Raw genomic sequence first — 16,956 nt, forward strand, 5'->3', positions numbered from 1 at the left:
AGGCGCTGCGATTAACATAAAAAGGCATGGTCGAAAATGAAAAACATTCCTCTTGCCGAAAGAATACGGCCCGAAACGCTCGACGATGTCGTCGGACAGAGCCATATAATCGGAAAGAACGCCCCGCTCACAAAGCTGCTCGATTCCGGAAGACTTGTCAATATGATTTTCTACGGTCCTTCCGGGACAGGGAAGACGACGGTCGCGAATATTATAGCCAAACAGGCCGGCGTCACATTTTATAAACTGAATGCGACAAGTGCCGGGAGCGGAGACATACGCGATGTGCTTCACGAAACCGAAACGCTGTTCGGCACGGGCGGTATTTTACTGTATCTTGATGAAATACAGTATCTGAACAAAAAACAACAACAGACTCTTCTTGAATATATTGAAGACGGGCGAGTCACGCTGATTGCCTCAACCACGGAAAATCCTTATTTTGCGGTATACAAGGCGATTCTTTCGAGATGCACCGTATTCGAATTTAAACAAGTCCCACCATCCGAGACAAAAAAGGCGCTGCTTCGCGGATTTGAAAAGCTTTGCCGTGAATTTGATCAAAGCGATAAAAATGAAAAAGATAAAATAATCGATCCTTCCGCGCTTGATTATATCGTTTCCGCGTCCGGAGGAGATATCAGAAGTGCGCTGAATGCGCTTGAGTTGTCTTTTTATGCGTCCGGAGATGTGATAACAGAAGAAACGGCCCGTTCACTTACGAACAAAGCTTATTCTTCATACGATCCAACAGGTGACGACAAATACGAGCTTGTCAGCGCTTTGCAAAAATCGATACGCGGAAGCGACGAAAACGCCGCGGTGTTTTATCTTGCGCGTCTGCTCCAATCCGGCGATCTTCTCAGCCCCTGCAGACGGCTTTTGGCCATAGCGTCTGAGGATATCGGTCTCGCGTTTCCTATGGCTGCCGCGATCACAAAGGCATGTGTGGACAGTGCGCTTTATCTCGGCTTGCCGGAGGCATCTCTACCGTTGTCAGAAGCGGCGGTTATGCTTGCCACGGCTCCAAAATCCAACAGCGCGTATATGGCATATGCCGCGGCATCTAAGGATATCGCCGAAGGACGCGGAAAGGATATGCCCGCTTATTTAAAGAACAATCATATGTTCGGAGAAAGCGAATTCAAGGGCGAATACAAATACCCGCACGATTACAAGGACAGGTATGTGGAGCAGCAATATCTGCCCAATGATTTAAAAGACAGAATTTATTATGAGTTTGCCTCCAATAAAACCGAACAAGCCGCCAAGGAATATTGGGACAGGATAAAAGGTAAAAAGTAACGAGGTATTAGATATGAAAACACAGATATGGGGACATCGAGGATCAAGCGGATATGCTCCAGAGAACACTATCGAGGCGTTTGAACTCGCTTTTAAAATGAACAGCGACGGGATCGAGCTGGATACACATATGACAAGAGACGGCTATATCGTCGTGTCTCATGATGAAAATACTCTTCGCTGCTGCGGATCAGACGCGATTATATCTGGTATGACTCTTGCCGAATTACGTGAGCTGAAAGCGTGCGGAGGCTTTGCCAATCAATATCCAAACGTGAAAATCCCGCTTCTCTCCGAGGTGCTGGAGCTTATGAAAAATAATTCTGATAAATATCTTAATATTGAACTGAAGGCAACAAGCTGGGAATTTCTCGAAAAAACCGCGGAAATATGCGCGGAATCCGGGCTTTTACACCGAATTATATTTTCAAGCTTTACGCGAACTGATTTGATTGGTGTAAAAACGATTCTGCCAACCGCAAAAACCGCGCTTTTATTCTGCGACGATTCTGATGCGATAAATTTCTGTGTCAAGAGCGGATGCTTCGCAGTGCATCCCGCGTATTTTTGGTGTACGCCGCAAAACATTTCCGCCGCTCATATGAACGGGCTTTTTGTCCATCCGTGGACAGTCAATACACCGGAAATGCTTAAAAAAATGTATTCGGCCGGAGCCGACGCCGTTATTACCAACTATCCGGACATGGCTGTTCAGCTCAGAAATGAATTTTAACAAGAATAAAATACATAAGGAGAAGCAAATATGGTCAGATCATTTTTCAGCGATTTTAAAAAATTCATATCAAGAGGAAGCGTTATTGATCTCGCCGTTGCCGTCATCATAGGCGCCGCGTTCAACAAAATCATAAGTTCCTTTGTCGCGGATGTCCTTATGCCGCTGCTCGGAATTATAACCGGAAAGGTAAGCCTGTCGGCATTGAAATGGGTGATCATTGAGGGGGCGGGAGAGAATCCCGGAGTTATTGTAAGCTACGGACAGTTTCTTCAGAATATCGTTGATTTTTTGATTATTGCGTTTGTTGTATTCGTCATCGTCAGATCCTTCAATGTTGTTAAAGACAAGCTTGATGAGGAAGAAAAAAAGAAAACAGCTGCCGCGGACAAGAAAAAAGCGGATGAAGAAAAAGCAGCCGCTTTGAAAAAAGCGGAAGAAGAAACCCGTCACATCGTGGAAGATCAACACGCGAGGCAGGAAGAATATCATGCGATTATAGAAATACGTGACCTTCTCAGAGAAATTAAAGGAAATAAATAAAGTCAAATGTATAAAAGTAATTCAGGATGCGGCAATGCCGTTTCAAAAAGTAAAATGAAAAGAGCCTTTGCCGCCGCAGGTATTGTCCCCGGCGACACTCTTTTAATGCATGGCGCTCTTTCGGCAATCGGTTACGCCGAAAACGGCGCCGACGATGTTATAGACGCGCTCATGGAGCTTATCGGAACAGAGGGCACCTTGGCTGTCGTCGCAATGAGCGGAAATCAACCGTTTGACGCTGCCACCTCTCCTTCCTCCGTCGGAATACTCACGGAAACTTTACGCCTGCGTCCGGGTGCGTATCGCAGCCTGCGCCCGGTTCATTCGATTGCCGCGATCGGAAAGCGTGCGAAAGAGCTTACCGAAGATCATGACAAGGCCCAGACAAATTGCGGCGAAGGCACTCCGTACACAAAACTGCGTGATATGCACGGCAAAATAATTCTACTCGGCGTAGATATGAACAGGAATACGACACTGCATTCAGTCGAGGATATATGTGACTGTTCATACCTTGAGGAGAGAACAATGCTGATGCCGACCTATTATCCGGATTATGAAGGTAAAACGATCACCGTTAGAAAATTCCCGCCCGGTCATCGCGATTTTCTGAAGCTCGTTCCTGTTTTACGGCGTGCCGGCGCTGTTAAAGAGACTGTGGTCGGAAAAGCGTGTGTAAAGGTGATTGATGCCGCGATGATGTTTGACATAGCCGTTAAGGCGGTTTCCGAAGACGAAATGTTTTTTATGTGTGATAATCCCGCTTGCCAATACTGCTCCGCGGCAAGAAAGGCGGCAAAAAATGTATAAATATTCGCTCCGTTCTCCCGTTGCCGGCAATTATCCGGAAAAAAGCTCGTTCGAAGGAAGCTTTGATATAAAAAACCTCGAAATAGACGATCCGTTTTTCGGAACACCGCTTTCAGAAGCTTCAAACGATGTTATAGAGGATGCCCGAAAAGCCCTTGTCTCGTCGAAATCACGTATTGTTTTATATACCGTGAGAATGCCGCATGCTGATATCAAGGCATACGAACGGTTTTTCCGTGCCGCTCACCTTTTAAATATCGAGAATATAAAGCTTTGCCTCTGCACCTTCGGAAAAAAGCCGGAAATGAGAGATTTAAAGGAAATTATTAATCTTGCAGACATTTTCGGCATGGGACTCTTATTTGAGCCTCGTGCGAAGTATCCTGTCTTTACCGACGCGCTTTACATGGAGCTGCGGACATATGCTCCCGGTACGGTCGGTCTGATATTCAATCCCGCCGAATATGTCGCCATGGGAAAAATGCCGTTTTTACAGGTATTGTATAAATCAAAATTCAAGCATGATATTCGGTTTTTGAGAATAAATGACGCTTTGTCAGGAGGCGAACCCACACAAATTGAATGCGGGAACGCGGAAATCAAAGAATGTGCTTCAGCTCTGATCGCGAGGGGATACAGAGGATATTTTTCTTTCCGTGAATATGCTCCGGATATTTCTCTTTCTTCCGTGATCGGCGCATTTGATAAAATGATGTCGGAAATGTAATGAATAAATATTCTCAATGCTTGTCCTTGCCGAAAGAGGCCGGAAATCCGTCAAAAAAAGCGGAGCTTGCCTGTTCGGTTAAAGACGCTCTTTTTGAAATGTATCCCGGGGCCTCCTGCGCGCTGGATTATGCGCCGGGCGACGATAACGATGCGTTCAGGCTGCTTATCATGGCGCGTCTTTCCGCGCAGTGTACCGATAAACGTGTAAACGAGGTTTCAAAGCAGCTTTTTAAATCCTACCCCACGCCATACGCGATGGCGGATGCCGATATAAATGAACTTGAGCGTATTGTATATCCATGCGGCGTATACAAGGTGAAATCCAGAAATATTCTTGATATGTCACGCATTATATGCGAAAAATACGGCGGTAAAGTTCCGGATGACGAAAAAGAACTTCTCGCTCTCCCCGGTGTCGGACAAAAGATAACCAATCTTATGATGGGCGATGTATTCGGAAAGCCTGCGATTGTCGCCGACACTCATTGCATACGAATATCGAACAAGCTCGGTCTTTGCTCGTCAGCTGATCCGGACAAGATTACCGCCGAGCTTACAAAGCTCATTGACTACAAGGATCGTGCCGCGTTTTGCCACGCGGCAGTGCTCTTCGGGAGAGAATTTTGTACGGCGCGTTCTCCGCGCTGCGAGCTTTGCCCGCTGGCAAAGAAGCTCAACGAAAGGTTTACGGTAAATTAAAATGAAAAAGCTGCTCATTATTGACGGAAACAGCATAATGAACCGCGCCTTTTACGGAATAAAACCGCTCACGACGAGCGATGGGCTTTATACTAACGCGGTATACGGATTTGTAAACATAATAAAAAAACACCTTGATTCAATAAATCCTAATTATGCGGCGTGCGCTTTTGATCTCAGAGAAAAGACCTTTCGTCATGAAATGTATACCGAATACAAGGCTACCCGAAAGGGTATGCCCGAAGAACTTGCGATGCAGGTTGAATATGTCCGCGCCGCCGCTGCCGCTTTGGGGCTTAATATTCTCACAAAGGCCGGATATGAGGCCGACGATATTCTCGGAACGGCTGCCGATGTATGCGAGCGCGAACAAAGCGATATAATGGCATATATCGTGACCGGAGACAGAGACTCGCTTCAGCTTGTTTCAGATAAAGTTACCATAATTCTCGCCACAACATCGTCGGACGAAAAATATACGCCCGAGGACATAAAAGCCCGTTATGGAATTGAATCGAAACAGCTTATTGACGTCAAGGCGTTAATGGGCGACACATCGGACAATATACCCGGTGTAAAAGGAATAGGCGAAAAGACCGCGTTGAAGCTGATCGGTGAATGCGGCAGCCTTGATTCGGTTTACGGCAATTTAGAAACAGTTCAGGTATCCCAATCGGTAAAAGCGAAGCTGTCCGACGGCAAAGAAAGCGCGTATATGAGCCGAAAGCTCGCCGAGATATGCAGGTGTGTGCCTGGCTTTCCGCCGCTTGACGAGTTAAAACGAAAGGATATCGACCGTCCAGAGCTCAAAAAGCTGTTCACAAAGCTCGAATTTTTCAAGCTTATAAAAACCTTTTCGCTTGAGGATATTTCTGAAAATACATTTACATCCGGTCCGGATTCCGTATTGCCGGCGGAACGCCAGATATCGCTTGATGATAATAATTTATGCCAACCCGCTCCCGCGGAAATCACTATAGCGGAAGCCATAAGTGCAGAAAGCTTAAGGGCCTTACGCGAAAAATCAGATATAATATACCTTTTTTATGATTCTGCAGAAACAGAATCAATGCCTTATTTGTCCGTCGGAGGCAGGATTTACAGAATAGAAAGCAAAGACATTTTAAAAGAACTCATAAATCTTGAGCCTGTCGTATTATCATATAAGGATTACTGCCATTATTACGCCGGGAAAATCGATTCCGATATTTCAAAGCTAAGTGTTAAATTCGATCTATCGCTTGCGCAGTATATAATTAATCCGGCCGATAACGCCGCAACTCCGCAAAAGCTCGCTTTCATTTATCTGGGACGCACAATCCCGAAGGCCGCCGAACACGACGCTTTTCTGATGCTCTCAATTATGGAGCCGCTGTATACGGCGCTTTCAAAGAAGCTTTCCGAATCCGGTGCGCAGAAACTGTATTTTGATATAGAGCTTCCGCTGTCGCGTGTGCTCGCGAAGGCGGAGCTTGTCGGATTCAAGGTAAATTCGGACGGATTAAAGGAATATGGACGGATATTGACCGAACAGACAGCCGTCATCGAAAAAAAGATATATGAAGAAGCCGGTCAGACCTTTAATATTAATTCTCCTAAACAGCTCGGATATATTCTGTTCGAGGTGCTAAATCTGCCGCATGGTAAAAAGACAAAAACGGGATTTTCCACCGGAGCCGATATACTTGACGAGCTCAGGGGTTTATCGCCTGTGGTTTCCGACATACTTGAATTCAGAAAGCTGTCAAAGCTTTTAAACACTTATGCTCTTGGTCTCTTAAAGGTGATATCGCCTTCAGACGGCAGAATACATACCTCGTTCAACCAGACGCTGACAATGACCGGCAGGCTGTCCTCAACAGAGCCGAATCTGCAGAACATCCCGGTTAAAACGGAGGAGGGCAGAGAGCTAAGACGGTTCTTTATTCCACAGGATGAAAGCCACCTGCTGATTGACGCAGACTACTCCCAGATAGAGCTCAGGATTCTGGCCTGTATATCAGATGACGAGAACATGAAAAAAGCGTTCCGCGATGGAAATGATATCCACACCCAGACCGCTTCGGAAATTTTCCATGTCCCTCAATGCGCCGTTACACCGGCAATGCGTAAAAACGCCAAAGCCGTTAACTTCGGAATAGTGTACGGAATAGGAGAATTCTCGCTTTCTAAAGATATTGGCGTTTCCATGAAAACGGCAAAGGACTATATCGACAGGTATTTCGACACCTACCCGAAGGTGAGGTCATATCTCGACAATACCGTGGCCGACGCGAAACGGAATGGCTTTGTAAAGACGCTTTTCGGGCGCGTAAGGTATATCCAGGAGCTTTCAGCTAAAAACAAAAACACGGCGTCATTCGGAGCGCGCGTCGCAATGAACACGCCGATACAGGGCACTGCGGCTGATATAATAAAACTCGCGATGGTAAACGTCGATCGAAGGCTTGAACGGGAAGGCTTGCGTTCACGGCTGATCCTTCAGGTACATGACGAGCTTATTATTGAAGCGCCTAAATCCGAAGCGGAATATGTAAAAAAGCTTCTTAAGGAAGAAATGGAAAACGCCGTCAGCTTTGACGTTGCGCTGACCGCGGATGTCGGCATCGGTGAGAACTGGCTTGATGCAAAATAGCTCTATGCAGAATTAATTACATTAAGAACCGGTTTTGATTTTATAAGCGGAGGAATATTATTATGGAAAAAGATTTTATAGAATTCATGCTCGATTCCGGCGTGCTGAAATTCGGAGAATTTACGACAAAATCAGGAAGACTGTCGCCGTATTTTATAAATACCGGACTTTATAATACAGGTAAAAAGCTTTTTAAGCTCGGCGGATATTACGCGGACACTCTGTATCAAGCGGTTAAGGACAATGATGGTTATGACGCTTTGTTCGGACCCGCTTATAAAGGAATTCCGCTTGCTGCTATGACCGCCGCCGTATTAAGCTCAAAATACGGTATTGACAAGGGCTACTTTTTCAACCGCAAGGAAGCGAAGGATCACGGAGAGGGAGGCAGCTTTGTCGGATATGTTCCGGCTCCTGGGAAAAAGGCCGTTATAATCGAGGATGTAATAACAGCGGGCACCGCCGTCAGAGAAGTCATGCCGCTGCTCGACGCGCTCGGAATTAAAGTCAGCGATATGATCATATCCGTAAACAGAGCAGAAAAAGGAGCAAACGGAACCAAAAGCGCCGTTTCTGAAATATTTGAAGAATTCGGAATCAGGGTACATTCCATAGTCAATGTATATGATATATATGAATACATGAAAAACAGCGAAGCATACGCAAAATACGCTTCGCTGATGGAATCCTATATGGACAGATACTGCGAAAAGCTTTAAACGGGTTTATGTTCTTCTCGCTTCTCTCAACACGGGCTGCATCTGTATTTTATCGAAAGCAAGCTCGCACGCCTCTGGAATCAACGTGAAATCCGCCATTGCGCTGGTGGGCTTTTTAACCGGATCGTCCTGGTAAAACGGTACGAAAAACACGTTTTTTGTGTTGATAAGCGAGGCTATGCTTTTAGCGCTGGCTGAAAGCGCGTCGTTTGTGGATATTGCAATCAGCACGGGTCTGTCGTTGCGAAGATGAGCCTTGAAAGCCATTGTCACCGGCGTATCTGTTATTCCGGCTGCCAGCTTTCCTAAAGTATTTCCTGTGCATGGAGCAATGATAAGCAGATCCAATAGCCTTTTCGGACCGATAGGCTCTGCTTCACTGATGGTTTTTATTATGTTTTTTCCGGTGGCGGAGCGTAAGAATTCAAGAGTTTCGGATGATTTAATGAATCTTGTGTCCGTTGCGGATACCGATTCCGAAACTATCGGCGTCAATTCGTAAATTTTCGCGAGTGTTTCAACAACCGGAAACACTTTTGAAAACGTACAGAATGAACCTGTTACCGCAAAGCCTACCGCCCGCCTTTCACTTCTTTGTTCGTTCATTTATATGACCATGCCTTTCCGCCGAACCGCATACTTTTTGGCGGTTATGGCTTGCCGAGATTGCGGATGTATAAACCGCAAAGGCAAAAATTGCTGATTGAAAGATTTATCTTTCAAGCTTATACCTTTCTATCGCATGCGCTATATATCCTGCTGCTGTTCTTGGCGCGAATTTACCCGGCAGCGAATGAGCGAATACGACTCTGACGCTGTTTTTTTCCGCAGAAACGGCGTCAATATTATCTTTTCCGCTTGCAAGTTCAAAATAGATCGCGCTTTTTTTAAATGAAGACACAATCTGCTCTGATATTATATGAAACGACGGTATCGTGTTAATAATAATATCAAAATCCGAAATCGCATTCGAAGACGGATCAGGCGGGAATTTCATCGTGCCAAATCCTGCTTCGGCTGCGGATATCAGTGCCGCATCGTTTCTGGCACACATCCATAAGCGCTTTGGTATTCGGTAAAACAGCTTAAGAACGGCTTGCGCGACTCTGCCGGAGCCGAATACGAGCACAGATGCGTCGGACAACAGAAAATCTGTTTCTTTGATAACAAGAGAGAGAATGCCTTCCGCCGTCGGAATAGCGTTCAGCTTCGAAAATTCATCATCTTCCAAAAGCGGAAAAAAGTCGCATTCAGATCTGGATAGAATATTCTCCGCTTCGCTGCATAACTTTCCGCCTACGACAAGCGAGTGCGGACAGATATCCGAAAGCACCGCGCATTGAATTGCCGGCTCTGAGGCGAAAGGCAGAATGACGGTACACGGAACCGTGATCTCCGCGGCGGAATGAATCGGGCGAGCGTATTCCGAAACAAAGTTACAGCTCCAGAGATACACGGTTTTTCCGGCTTTTGAGAGCAGTTCCGCGAGAAAAGAATATCTCAGATCATTGCCGCAAATTATGTACGGCGAAGAAAAGCCTGTTTTATTCAAATACATATCACCTCTTGGGCATTTGAGCGTATATTATAAAACGACAATAGAATAATTGTTTTATGCTTATTCAAAAAGTTATATATCAAAGGTTTTTATTATTAAAATTGCATTTAAATAAGCCTTGTTTTATAAAAGAGAAAAGCTCATATACCAGAGACTTTTCTCTCTTTGAGCGGTAATTATTTAAATGCCGAGTTAATAACAATAATGTACAGCGAGATATATTTGCCGCCTCAATAAAACAATTACATGTTGCATTATATGACGGTTGGCTTGGTGTGTTGAAAAAAGTGAGAATACAGAAAACATAATATAAAATAAAAAAGCCGGCTTTTCATTTTGAAAAGCCGGCTTTTTAATATAAAAGCGGTTTTATACAAATATGTAATTATTTAATAAGGACAAGGCTTCCGATGAGCGGAAGGGGCTTTGTGGAGCCTTTGACAGGTGAGATTATGCCAAGAATTTGATAAACAAACGCAGCGGTCCATAATACAGCTGGGATGATAAATGTCCAAACAAGAATTGACGCAATCACATACATAAATAATATTAACAGTGCGTTGTTGGCGTGGAACTTTCCGTATGCGGTTTTAGGATCTGAAACTAGCGGAAGGAAGAAAAGGAATGGGAAAATATACATTAATATAGCAATTACTTTTCCGGCCTCTACATCTGCCTTAGGGAAGAAAACTTCCGGTGCGGCCTGCTGTGCGCCAGCCTGCTGATATTGGTTCTGATATTGATTTTTGTTTTGGTTTGCGTTGGCGGGATCACAGGCGGCGCAATATTCTTTGCCGTCTTCTATCTGGGTTCCGCATTTTGAGCAAAATGCCATAGTGAAAATTCCTCCTAAATAATATTTACTTAAAAATGGAACAGTGAATGCAGTCAGATTTTAATAATATGAGTATCCGCCGTTCATTATATTATCCAAATAAGGAGTTATAAATGCGACGATGCTGGCGCTTGCTACCAGGGAGATAATTACCCCAATAGCTGTAATGATCAGAGAATAAAACAACAATCCCCTCGAAAAGCGCTTCCTGTTTTCATTGGTGCCCGAGAAGCAAAAGACGATCAGGAAGATAAATCCGATGCAGGGAAGGCTGTACAGGAAAAAGAGCCCTATATATTGTCCGACGGACATGAGTGAAAACGGGCTGCCTTCCGGAGGAACAGCATTGTTATACGGAGCTTGCTGATATGGCGGAGGTGCGAATGTGTTGTTTTGCTGAGTATTTGCTTGTTGATTTTGCTTTTCCTGTGCCGGTTTTTTAACTTCAGCACCGCAGGATGTGCAAAATTTTACATCATCAGGTATCTGTGCGCCACAGGCTGTACAAAAGGCCATGTAAGAACTCCTTTCAAACATGAATTAATGATAATATTATATCAGTAATTGGACAGATTGTAAACGGAAAAAGGCAAAAAAATTATAATAATCCAAAAATTGTTCAAGATATATATACAATTAATTCGTGATTTGTAAATTAAAGTTAATATTTACCGAAAATTGCCGTAAGATGTCAATATGGCTGACGATGATAACAAGCGATGATTTTGAAAAAGACTGCAGCTCGTTCATTACGACCTTTGCCGAATCCAAATCCAGCCCGGCAAAAGGCTCGTCAGCAAGCAGAATATCTCCTCCGAATAATATTGCCCGGGCGCAAGAGACGCGCCTTGCCATTCCTCCGGAAAGCTCGTCCGGATATAGCTTTTTTGATTCATAAATACCTAATCGTGTCAGCAGACCGTCGGCGGCTTTGACTGAAAAGCTTTTTTGCTCCGGCTGTATGCCAAGCATAATATTATCATATACGTTAAGCCAGGGAAAAAGACGTGCGTCTTGAAAAATATATGTGATTCTTTTGCCGTCAAAGCCGATAAGCGAGCCGGAATCAGGCTTCATCAAGCCTGATATTATATTCATAAGCGTGGTTTTGCCGCTTCCGGAAGGCCCTGATACAGTGACTATTCCCTTATCGGGCAGTTCTGCAGTAATATTCGCAAGCACTCTTTTACCATCGAAGGATTTTGATATATTGATCAGCTTGTACATATTATTCAATGCCGCCTTTCATCCCGCGAAGATTTTTACGCGATGATCTGAGAACATACTTCAGAAGCTTTTCCAAAGCAAGGCTTATTAGAATGATAGTGAGCGTCCACGCGAACATATCGTCTGTTTCAAGATAAAGCTTTGATTCGTATAAATAACGTCCGATCGAAGAGCGCGGAGTACACAGCACCTCCGCCGCTATTCCCGCCTTCCATGCGAGCCCGATTGCTGTCATCGAACCGGAAATGAAGTAAGGCTTAACCGCGGGCAACACAAGGAGCTTCAATTTCCGTGAGCCTTTAAGTTTGAAAATATTCGCGGTTTCAATTAATGAGACCGGTATTGCTTCAATACCGACTCGAACCTGTGAATATACTATCGGGACAACCATCAGCATGCTTGTAATGACAGGGATAAATCCGGTTTTAAATAATACGAGCGTGATAATGATAAAAGACGCGACAGGCGTCGCTCTGATAATCGTAAGAACAGGAGAAAAGAGGACATCGGCTGCGGCGCTTTTGACGCAGAACGCGGCGAGCGCCGCGCCGGCGACGGTGCCGGCGATATATCCGCATAGAATTCTGAATACGGATAACGCAACCGATGAATAAAAAGCTTCTTTGCTTAAAAGAGCAAAAAAGCTTTTTATAATTAAGTGAGGCATGGGAAGAATAAGCTCGTTATTTAATATAAGAGCGCACAAATACCAAAGCCCGGTCCAAAAAACGAGCGAAATCACAGCTTTTGCAAATATGTTCAGGCTTTTTATTTTATTTTTTATAGAAGAAGTCGTCATTAGGTAGGCTCCCTCCGACGGAGCTGACGTTAGCGGCGTATAAAATCTCTAAAAATTTATTAACGGTTGTTTTCATTTCATCACCGTCTATATAGCAGATGTTGCAGTTGGGTATGGCTTTTTTCGCGAGAGCGGCCTTCGGCACGATACCGTATTCCTCAATCGCAAGAGCTGCTCCGTCCGTGTCTGAATTGGTATATTCGACGGAAGCCTTATATGCCGCGAGAAACGCGTCCACAGCGTCCTTGTGCTTATCAAGAAATTCGCTGCGGACCACTATACAGCCCTGAGCCTGAGTAATGCCGTTTGTTGTTTTGCCCCATTCGTCATTGAGGTCGAGCGCTATTCTCAGGGCGCTGTTTCCGCTCAAAGCGGTCGTGACATTCGGCTCTGGAAGCATTGCGATATCAACTTCGCCGGCGGTAATGAGAGTGGTGAGCTCAGTATGATCGGCTTTCCAGACAATAGTGACGTCTTTATCGGGATCAATTCCGTTTTCGTACAAAATATATCTGAGGACATATTCCGGAGTCGAGGCTTGTCCGCTTGCGTAAATTGTCTTTCCCTTAAGATCGGCAACGGAATTTATAGTATTTCCGTTTTCAAGAAGATACATGACGCCGAGTGTGTTTAAAGCCGCAATTTTAATTTTTCCTTTCATTTTTGAATAAAGCACGGACGCGAGATTTACAGGCAGAGCGGCTATGTCGCATGCGCCTTTGATCAGATTGGCGTTAACTTGATCCGGCGTGGCGGCGATGGTGAAGTTATATTTATCGGTATATTTCCCTGCATCATTATCCTTCATCATTTTTGCCATACCCATTCCGGTAGGACCCTTGAGTGTCATGATGTTTATTTCTGTGACGGCCGGAGCTTCCGTTCCGGTTTGTGTCTGCGTTCCGGTTTGCGTTTGCGGCTTTTCCGCGGGAGAGCATGAAGCGAGAACCATCGATACCGATAGTATCACGGCAAAAAGGACGGCAAGCAGCTTTTTCGGTTTAAATTGTTTCATTTTAATTAATCAGACCTTTCAGTGATTTGAAATCAAAAATTCAAAATATAAAATGAAATGGAATAACAGCCTACATTCTGTCATGGCTCTCCTGTTCAAGCAGTCTGATGCTTCCGCCGGACACAGAGATCATTCCGGCCGATTTGAGCCTGTCCAGCTCACGGTAAAGCGAGCTTCTTCCCATTCCGAGAGCTTTTGCCAGCGCGGAAAAGCTTTTGACTTCGACAATACCGTTTACGGACGATGAAGCAAGCTGTTTGTAAAGCCTTACTGACAGCTCGCCCGTGAAACAGGCGATCCTCTTGTTTAAAAACCGTATCTTTTCGGAGAGAAACATGATATAATTTTTTGCTTTTATCTCATCGGAAACAATCATGTTTTCTGCATACCCGGGCTTGATGCAGACGACCGAAACCTGCCCGCGGGCGCGGATTACCGTAATAAAATCCTCCGCGTTTCCGAAAAGAGATACCGCGCCGAACATCGCTCCCTGAGAAAGCGTATTGAGCAGCACTTTTTCGCGTCCGTCGTATATGTCAGCCTGTCCTGATAGAATTATTCCCAACATTGCATTTTCACATCCGCATTTGTATATCTGCTCGCCCGATAAAAACGAAGCGAAGCCGCATTCCGCGGACGAGACCGATGCAATTATAGAATCGTCTTCGATTCCTCTGAAAAGCCGGCACACACGCAGACCGGGAAGATATGTTGAAGCTAATTCTTTATCCATTCATTTTTACCTTTTGATAAGTGTCCCAAATGGGACACATTAATAATAGCACAGCTCCGAGCAAATGTCAACAGTCGTTATCCCTTTTTGGCATTTTGTTGAAAATCAAGTAAAATATAATCAAAATTAATAAGCTGTTCATAGACAATATATTATAAAAATGTATAATAACAAAATACTGTTTCGGAGGTTAAAAACTTGCTCGAATTAAAGAATATTAAAAAGACCTACCGTGTCGGAGATATAGAAACACGGGCGCTCGACGATGTCAGCGTGTCCTTCAGATCGAAGGAATTTGTGGCGATCCTGGGTCCGAGCGGTTCCGGCAAGACGACCGCATTGAATATTATCGGCGGTCTTGACCGTTATGATTCCGGTGACCTGAAAATCAAAGGGAAGAGCACAAAAAAATTCACCGAAGCCGAATGGGATGCATATCGCAACAATTCGGTCGGCTTTGTATTTCAGAATTATAATCTGATTTCACATATAGGCATTATCGCGAATGTAGAGCTGGGCATGACGCTCAGCGGCGTTTCCTCTGCCGAAAAGCGAGAACGCGCGATAAGTGTTCTCAAAGAAGTCGGGCTGGGGGATCATCTTCATAAAAAGCCGAATCAATTATCCGGCGGCCAGATGCAGCGCGTGGCGATTGCGCGGGCGCTTGCCAATAATCCGGAAATTTTACTTTGCGACGAGCCGACAGGGGCGCTCGATACCGCGACGAGCATGCAGATACTCGATATTATTAAAAAAATATCAGTTGACAGGCTTGTTATTATGGTCACCCACAATCCCGAACTTGCGGAAAAGTATGCCGACCGTATCGTGAAATTTGCGGACGGAAAAATAATATCGGATTCTCATCCGCATGAAGAAGGTCCGAAGGATGGAGCCTTCACGTTGAAAAAGACGAGCATGAGCTTTTTCACGGCGCTGAATCTTTCCTTTAACAATATAAAGACAAAACCCGGCCGCACTTTTCTCACTTCGTTTGCGTCCAGCATAGGAATTATCGGAATTGCCCTGATAATGAGCCTTTCGAGCGGCTTTCAATCAAAGGTCGACGAGTATCAGGCGGATGCACTTTCCGAATTTCCCATAATAATAAGCCGCTCTGCAATGAACCTGGATAAAGACGTTCTTGCCGAAAGAGGTGCCAAAAAGCGCCAGGAAATAATAAACAAGGTTGAAAACAATGAAACTTCCGATGATACCTCGGACGGGAAATATCCGAACACCGATTATGTGGTCGTCCACAATCCCGAGGAATCGAAAATCATCCATAAAAACAATCTGACCGACGATTATATCGAATATTTAAACGCGATATCGCCCGATATCTGTAAAAGCATCGGATTCACGCGTATAGTTTCGATGAATCTGCTCCGCAGCTCGGACGGAGAGATCAAACAGGTTTCTATACCGATAGGCGTCACACAGGGACAGCCGTCTTCGGGATCGATGATGTCGAGCATGAACAATGCCGGGCTTTCTTCTTTCCCGAAAACTCTTTCCGATACAGACGAGCCTTATCTCCAGTCGAATTACGATCTGCTCGCCGGTGGATATCCGAAGGATGAATATGACCTTGTGCTTATTGTGGACGATGAAAACCGCGTTGACTCGGCCGCGCTGTCCGCTCTTGGCTATACCGTTGAAAATGTCGATAAAATCAGCTTTTCCGATATAGTCGGAACGGAAATGAAGATAATTCCGAATGACATTTGGTATAAGAAAACCGAATACGGAAATTATCTGCCGGAAAAGGATTATGACACGATGTACGCGTCAGAGGATGCCGTGACGATACGCATATGCGGTATTCTGCGCCAGAAGAAAAGCGTGCAGATTTCGCTTCTCGGAAACGGCATAGCATACAGCGACGAGCTTGCTGAAAAAATAGGCAGAATTTCTCATGATTCGGAGATCGTTAAGGCACAGCTTGATTCAGACACGAATGTATTCACGATGCAACCGGTCAACGAAGATGAAAAGAAAAATGTCATTATGATGCTCGGCGGCGATTACACTCCGTATATGATTTTTGTATATCCGCGTGATTTTGAAACAAAGGAAGCCGTAACCGAATATCTTGACTGGTATAACGACGGGAAAGACGAGGCGAATATGGTCATATATACCGACCTTGCCAAGAGCCTTTCCGATCTCACAAAGGGCATAATCGACGGCATTGCGATAGTGCTTATTGCTTTTGCGGCGATATCTCTTGTCGTGAGCCTTATAATGATTTGTATTATCACTTACACTTCTGTTTTGGAGCGCACAAAGGAAATCGGTATTTTGAAAGCGCTGGGAGCGCGAAGAAAGGATATTACACGGGTGTTCGACGCGGAAACCTGCATAATAGGCACGTTTTCCGGCACGCTTGGAATCGCGTTTGCGTATCTGCTGACGCTTCCCGCGAACGCGATAATATTTAACCTGACATCGCTTAAAAACGTGGCAACTTTGAGAATCACCGACGCGGTGTTTCTGATTCTGATAAGCACCGTTCTCACGATGCTCGGAGGTCATGTTCCGGCGAAGCTTGGAAGCAAAAAGGACGCGGTAGAGGCGTTGAGAAGCGAATAATAGAAAATTTGGAATTTAATA

17 protein-coding genes are annotated in these 16,956 nt (G+C 44.9%); 9 read left to right on the forward strand and 8 right to left on the reverse strand.

Features of this window, described 5'->3' with window-relative positions:
- Positions 1 to 36 precede the first annotated feature (36 nt).
- The 8 genes from VB118_07570 to pyrE all read left to right on the forward strand — a co-directional run bounded on the left by VB118_07570 (position 37) and on the right by pyrE (position 8,173).
- Positions 37 to 1,305: a replication-associated recombination protein A gene (locus VB118_07570; GenBank protein MEA4832460.1), complete on the forward strand. Its 1,269-nt coding sequence runs from the start codon at positions 37 to 39 to the stop codon at positions 1,303 to 1,305.
- Positions 1,306 to 1,318: 13 nt separating this feature from the next.
- Complete coding sequence (locus tag VB118_07575) at positions 1,319 to 2,038, forward strand: glycerophosphodiester phosphodiesterase family protein (protein MEA4832461.1); 720 nt, start codon at positions 1,319 to 1,321, stop codon at positions 2,036 to 2,038.
- Positions 2,039 to 2,068: 30 nt separating this feature from the next.
- On the forward strand, positions 2,069 to 2,581 hold the full coding sequence (gene mscL, locus VB118_07580) for a large conductance mechanosensitive channel protein MscL (protein MEA4832462.1): 513 nt from the start codon (positions 2,069 to 2,071) through the stop codon (positions 2,579 to 2,581).
- Between the two features lie 6 nt (positions 2,582 to 2,587).
- Complete coding sequence (locus tag VB118_07585) at positions 2,588 to 3,391, forward strand: AAC(3) family N-acetyltransferase (protein ID MEA4832463.1); 804 nt, start codon at positions 2,588 to 2,590, stop codon at positions 3,389 to 3,391.
- Entirely contained in the window at positions 3,384 to 4,118 is a 735-nt protein-coding gene (locus tag VB118_07590; protein MEA4832464.1) for a hypothetical protein, read from the forward strand. The genes VB118_07585 and VB118_07590 overlap by 8 nt, the downstream gene beginning before the upstream one ends.
- The gene (gene nth / locus VB118_07595) at positions 4,118 to 4,819 is read left to right on the forward strand and encodes an endonuclease III (protein MEA4832465.1); all 702 of its coding nucleotides are present in this window, start codon (positions 4,118 to 4,120) and stop codon (positions 4,817 to 4,819) included. The genes VB118_07590 and nth overlap by 1 nt, the downstream gene beginning before the upstream one ends.
- A 1-nt stretch (position 4,820) precedes the next feature.
- Positions 4,821 to 7,454, forward strand: a complete 2,634-nt coding sequence (polA, locus tag VB118_07600) for a DNA polymerase I (GenBank protein MEA4832466.1) — start codon at positions 4,821 to 4,823, stop codon at positions 7,452 to 7,454.
- Positions 7,455 to 7,516: 62 nt separating this feature from the next.
- Positions 7,517 to 8,173, forward strand: coding sequence for an orotate phosphoribosyltransferase (gene pyrE / locus VB118_07605; protein ID MEA4832467.1), 657 nt, complete (start codon positions 7,517 to 7,519; stop codon positions 8,171 to 8,173).
- Positions 8,174 to 8,179: 6 nt separating this feature from the next.
- On the opposite strand, the gene VB118_07610 is transcribed toward pyrE, so the two are convergent.
- The 8 genes from VB118_07610 to VB118_07645 all read right to left on the reverse strand — a co-directional run bounded on the left by VB118_07610 (position 8,180) and on the right by VB118_07645 (position 14,340).
- Positions 8,180 to 8,779 carry a dipicolinate synthase subunit B gene (locus tag VB118_07610; protein MEA4832468.1) on the reverse strand — a complete coding sequence of 200 codons (600 nt, stop codon included), beginning with the start codon at positions 8,777 to 8,779 and terminating at the stop codon, positions 8,180 to 8,182.
- Between the two features lie 106 nt (positions 8,780 to 8,885).
- Positions 8,886 to 9,731, reverse strand: a complete 846-nt coding sequence (locus VB118_07615) for a hypothetical protein (protein MEA4832469.1) — start codon at positions 9,729 to 9,731, stop codon at positions 8,886 to 8,888.
- A gap of 385 nt (positions 9,732 to 10,116) precedes the next feature.
- Entirely contained in the window at positions 10,117 to 10,566 is a 450-nt protein-coding gene (locus VB118_07620) for a zinc ribbon domain-containing protein (protein ID MEA4832470.1), read from the reverse strand.
- Between the two features lie 60 nt (positions 10,567 to 10,626).
- Positions 10,627 to 11,082, reverse strand: a complete 456-nt coding sequence (locus VB118_07625; protein MEA4832471.1) for a zinc ribbon domain-containing protein — start codon at positions 11,080 to 11,082, stop codon at positions 10,627 to 10,629.
- Between the two features lie 120 nt (positions 11,083 to 11,202).
- A complete protein-coding gene (locus VB118_07630; GenBank protein ID MEA4832472.1) occupies positions 11,203 to 11,793 on the reverse strand; it encodes an ATP-binding cassette domain-containing protein in 591 nt (196 codons plus the stop codon).
- A gap of 1 nt (position 11,794) precedes the next feature.
- Positions 11,795 to 12,592, reverse strand: a complete 798-nt coding sequence (locus VB118_07635) for an ABC transporter permease subunit (GenBank protein ID MEA4832473.1) — start codon at positions 12,590 to 12,592, stop codon at positions 11,795 to 11,797.
- Positions 12,567 to 13,607 carry an ABC transporter substrate-binding protein gene (locus tag VB118_07640; GenBank protein MEA4832474.1) on the reverse strand — a complete coding sequence of 347 codons (1,041 nt, stop codon included), beginning with the start codon at positions 13,605 to 13,607 and terminating at the stop codon, positions 12,567 to 12,569. The genes VB118_07635 and VB118_07640 overlap by 26 nt, the downstream gene beginning before the upstream one ends.
- 70 nt (positions 13,608 to 13,677) lie before the next feature.
- Complete coding sequence (locus VB118_07645) at positions 13,678 to 14,340, reverse strand: Crp/Fnr family transcriptional regulator (protein ID MEA4832475.1); 663 nt, start codon at positions 14,338 to 14,340, stop codon at positions 13,678 to 13,680.
- Positions 14,341 to 14,538: 198 nt separating this feature from the next.
- Here VB118_07645 and VB118_07650 point away from each other — a divergent pair, with 198 nt between their 5' ends.
- The gene (locus VB118_07650; GenBank protein MEA4832476.1) at positions 14,539 to 16,935 is read left to right on the forward strand and encodes an ABC transporter ATP-binding protein/permease; all 2,397 of its coding nucleotides are present in this window, start codon (positions 14,539 to 14,541) and stop codon (positions 16,933 to 16,935) included.
- Positions 16,936 to 16,956: the final 21 nt, after the last annotated feature.

This window comes from Oscillospiraceae bacterium, from assembly GCA_034925865.1.
Lineage (GTDB): Bacteria > Bacillota > Clostridia > Oscillospirales > SIG627 > SIG704.

Coding starts and splice junctions, on each gene's coding strand:
- VB118_07570 (MEA4832460.1), top strand. CDS start 37: ATGAAAAACATTCCTCTTGCCGAAAGAATACGGCCCGAAACGCTCGAC.
- VB118_07575 (MEA4832461.1), top strand. CDS start 1,319: ATGAAAACACAGATATGGGGACATCGAGGATCAAGCGGATATGCTCCA.
- mscL (MEA4832462.1), top strand. CDS start 2,069: ATGGTCAGATCATTTTTCAGCGATTTTAAAAAATTCATATCAAGAGGA.
- VB118_07585 (MEA4832463.1), top strand. CDS start 2,588: ATGTATAAAAGTAATTCAGGATGCGGCAATGCCGTTTCAAAAAGTAAA.
- VB118_07590 (MEA4832464.1), top strand. CDS start 3,384: ATGTATAAATATTCGCTCCGTTCTCCCGTTGCCGGCAATTATCCGGAA.
- nth (MEA4832465.1), top strand. CDS start 4,118: ATGAATAAATATTCTCAATGCTTGTCCTTGCCGAAAGAGGCCGGAAAT.
- polA (MEA4832466.1), top strand. CDS start 4,821: ATGAAAAAGCTGCTCATTATTGACGGAAACAGCATAATGAACCGCGCC.
- pyrE (MEA4832467.1), top strand. CDS start 7,517: ATGGAAAAAGATTTTATAGAATTCATGCTCGATTCCGGCGTGCTGAAA.
- VB118_07610 (MEA4832468.1), bottom strand. CDS start 8,779: ATGAACGAACAAAGAAGTGAAAGGCGGGCGGTAGGCTTTGCGGTAACA.
- VB118_07615 (MEA4832469.1), bottom strand. CDS start 9,731: ATGTATTTGAATAAAACAGGCTTTTCTTCGCCGTACATAATTTGCGGC.
- VB118_07620 (MEA4832470.1), bottom strand. CDS start 10,566: ATGGCATTTTGCTCAAAATGCGGAACCCAGATAGAAGACGGCAAAGAA.
- VB118_07625 (MEA4832471.1), bottom strand. CDS start 11,082: ATGGCCTTTTGTACAGCCTGTGGCGCACAGATACCTGATGATGTAAAA.
- VB118_07630 (MEA4832472.1), bottom strand. CDS start 11,793: ATGTACAAGCTGATCAATATATCAAAATCCTTCGATGGTAAAAGAGTG.
- VB118_07635 (MEA4832473.1), bottom strand. CDS start 12,592: ATGACGACTTCTTCTATAAAAAATAAAATAAAAAGCCTGAACATATTT.
- VB118_07640 (MEA4832474.1), bottom strand. CDS start 13,607: ATGAAACAATTTAAACCGAAAAAGCTGCTTGCCGTCCTTTTTGCCGTG.
- VB118_07645 (MEA4832475.1), bottom strand. CDS start 14,340: ATGGATAAAGAATTAGCTTCAACATATCTTCCCGGTCTGCGTGTGTGC.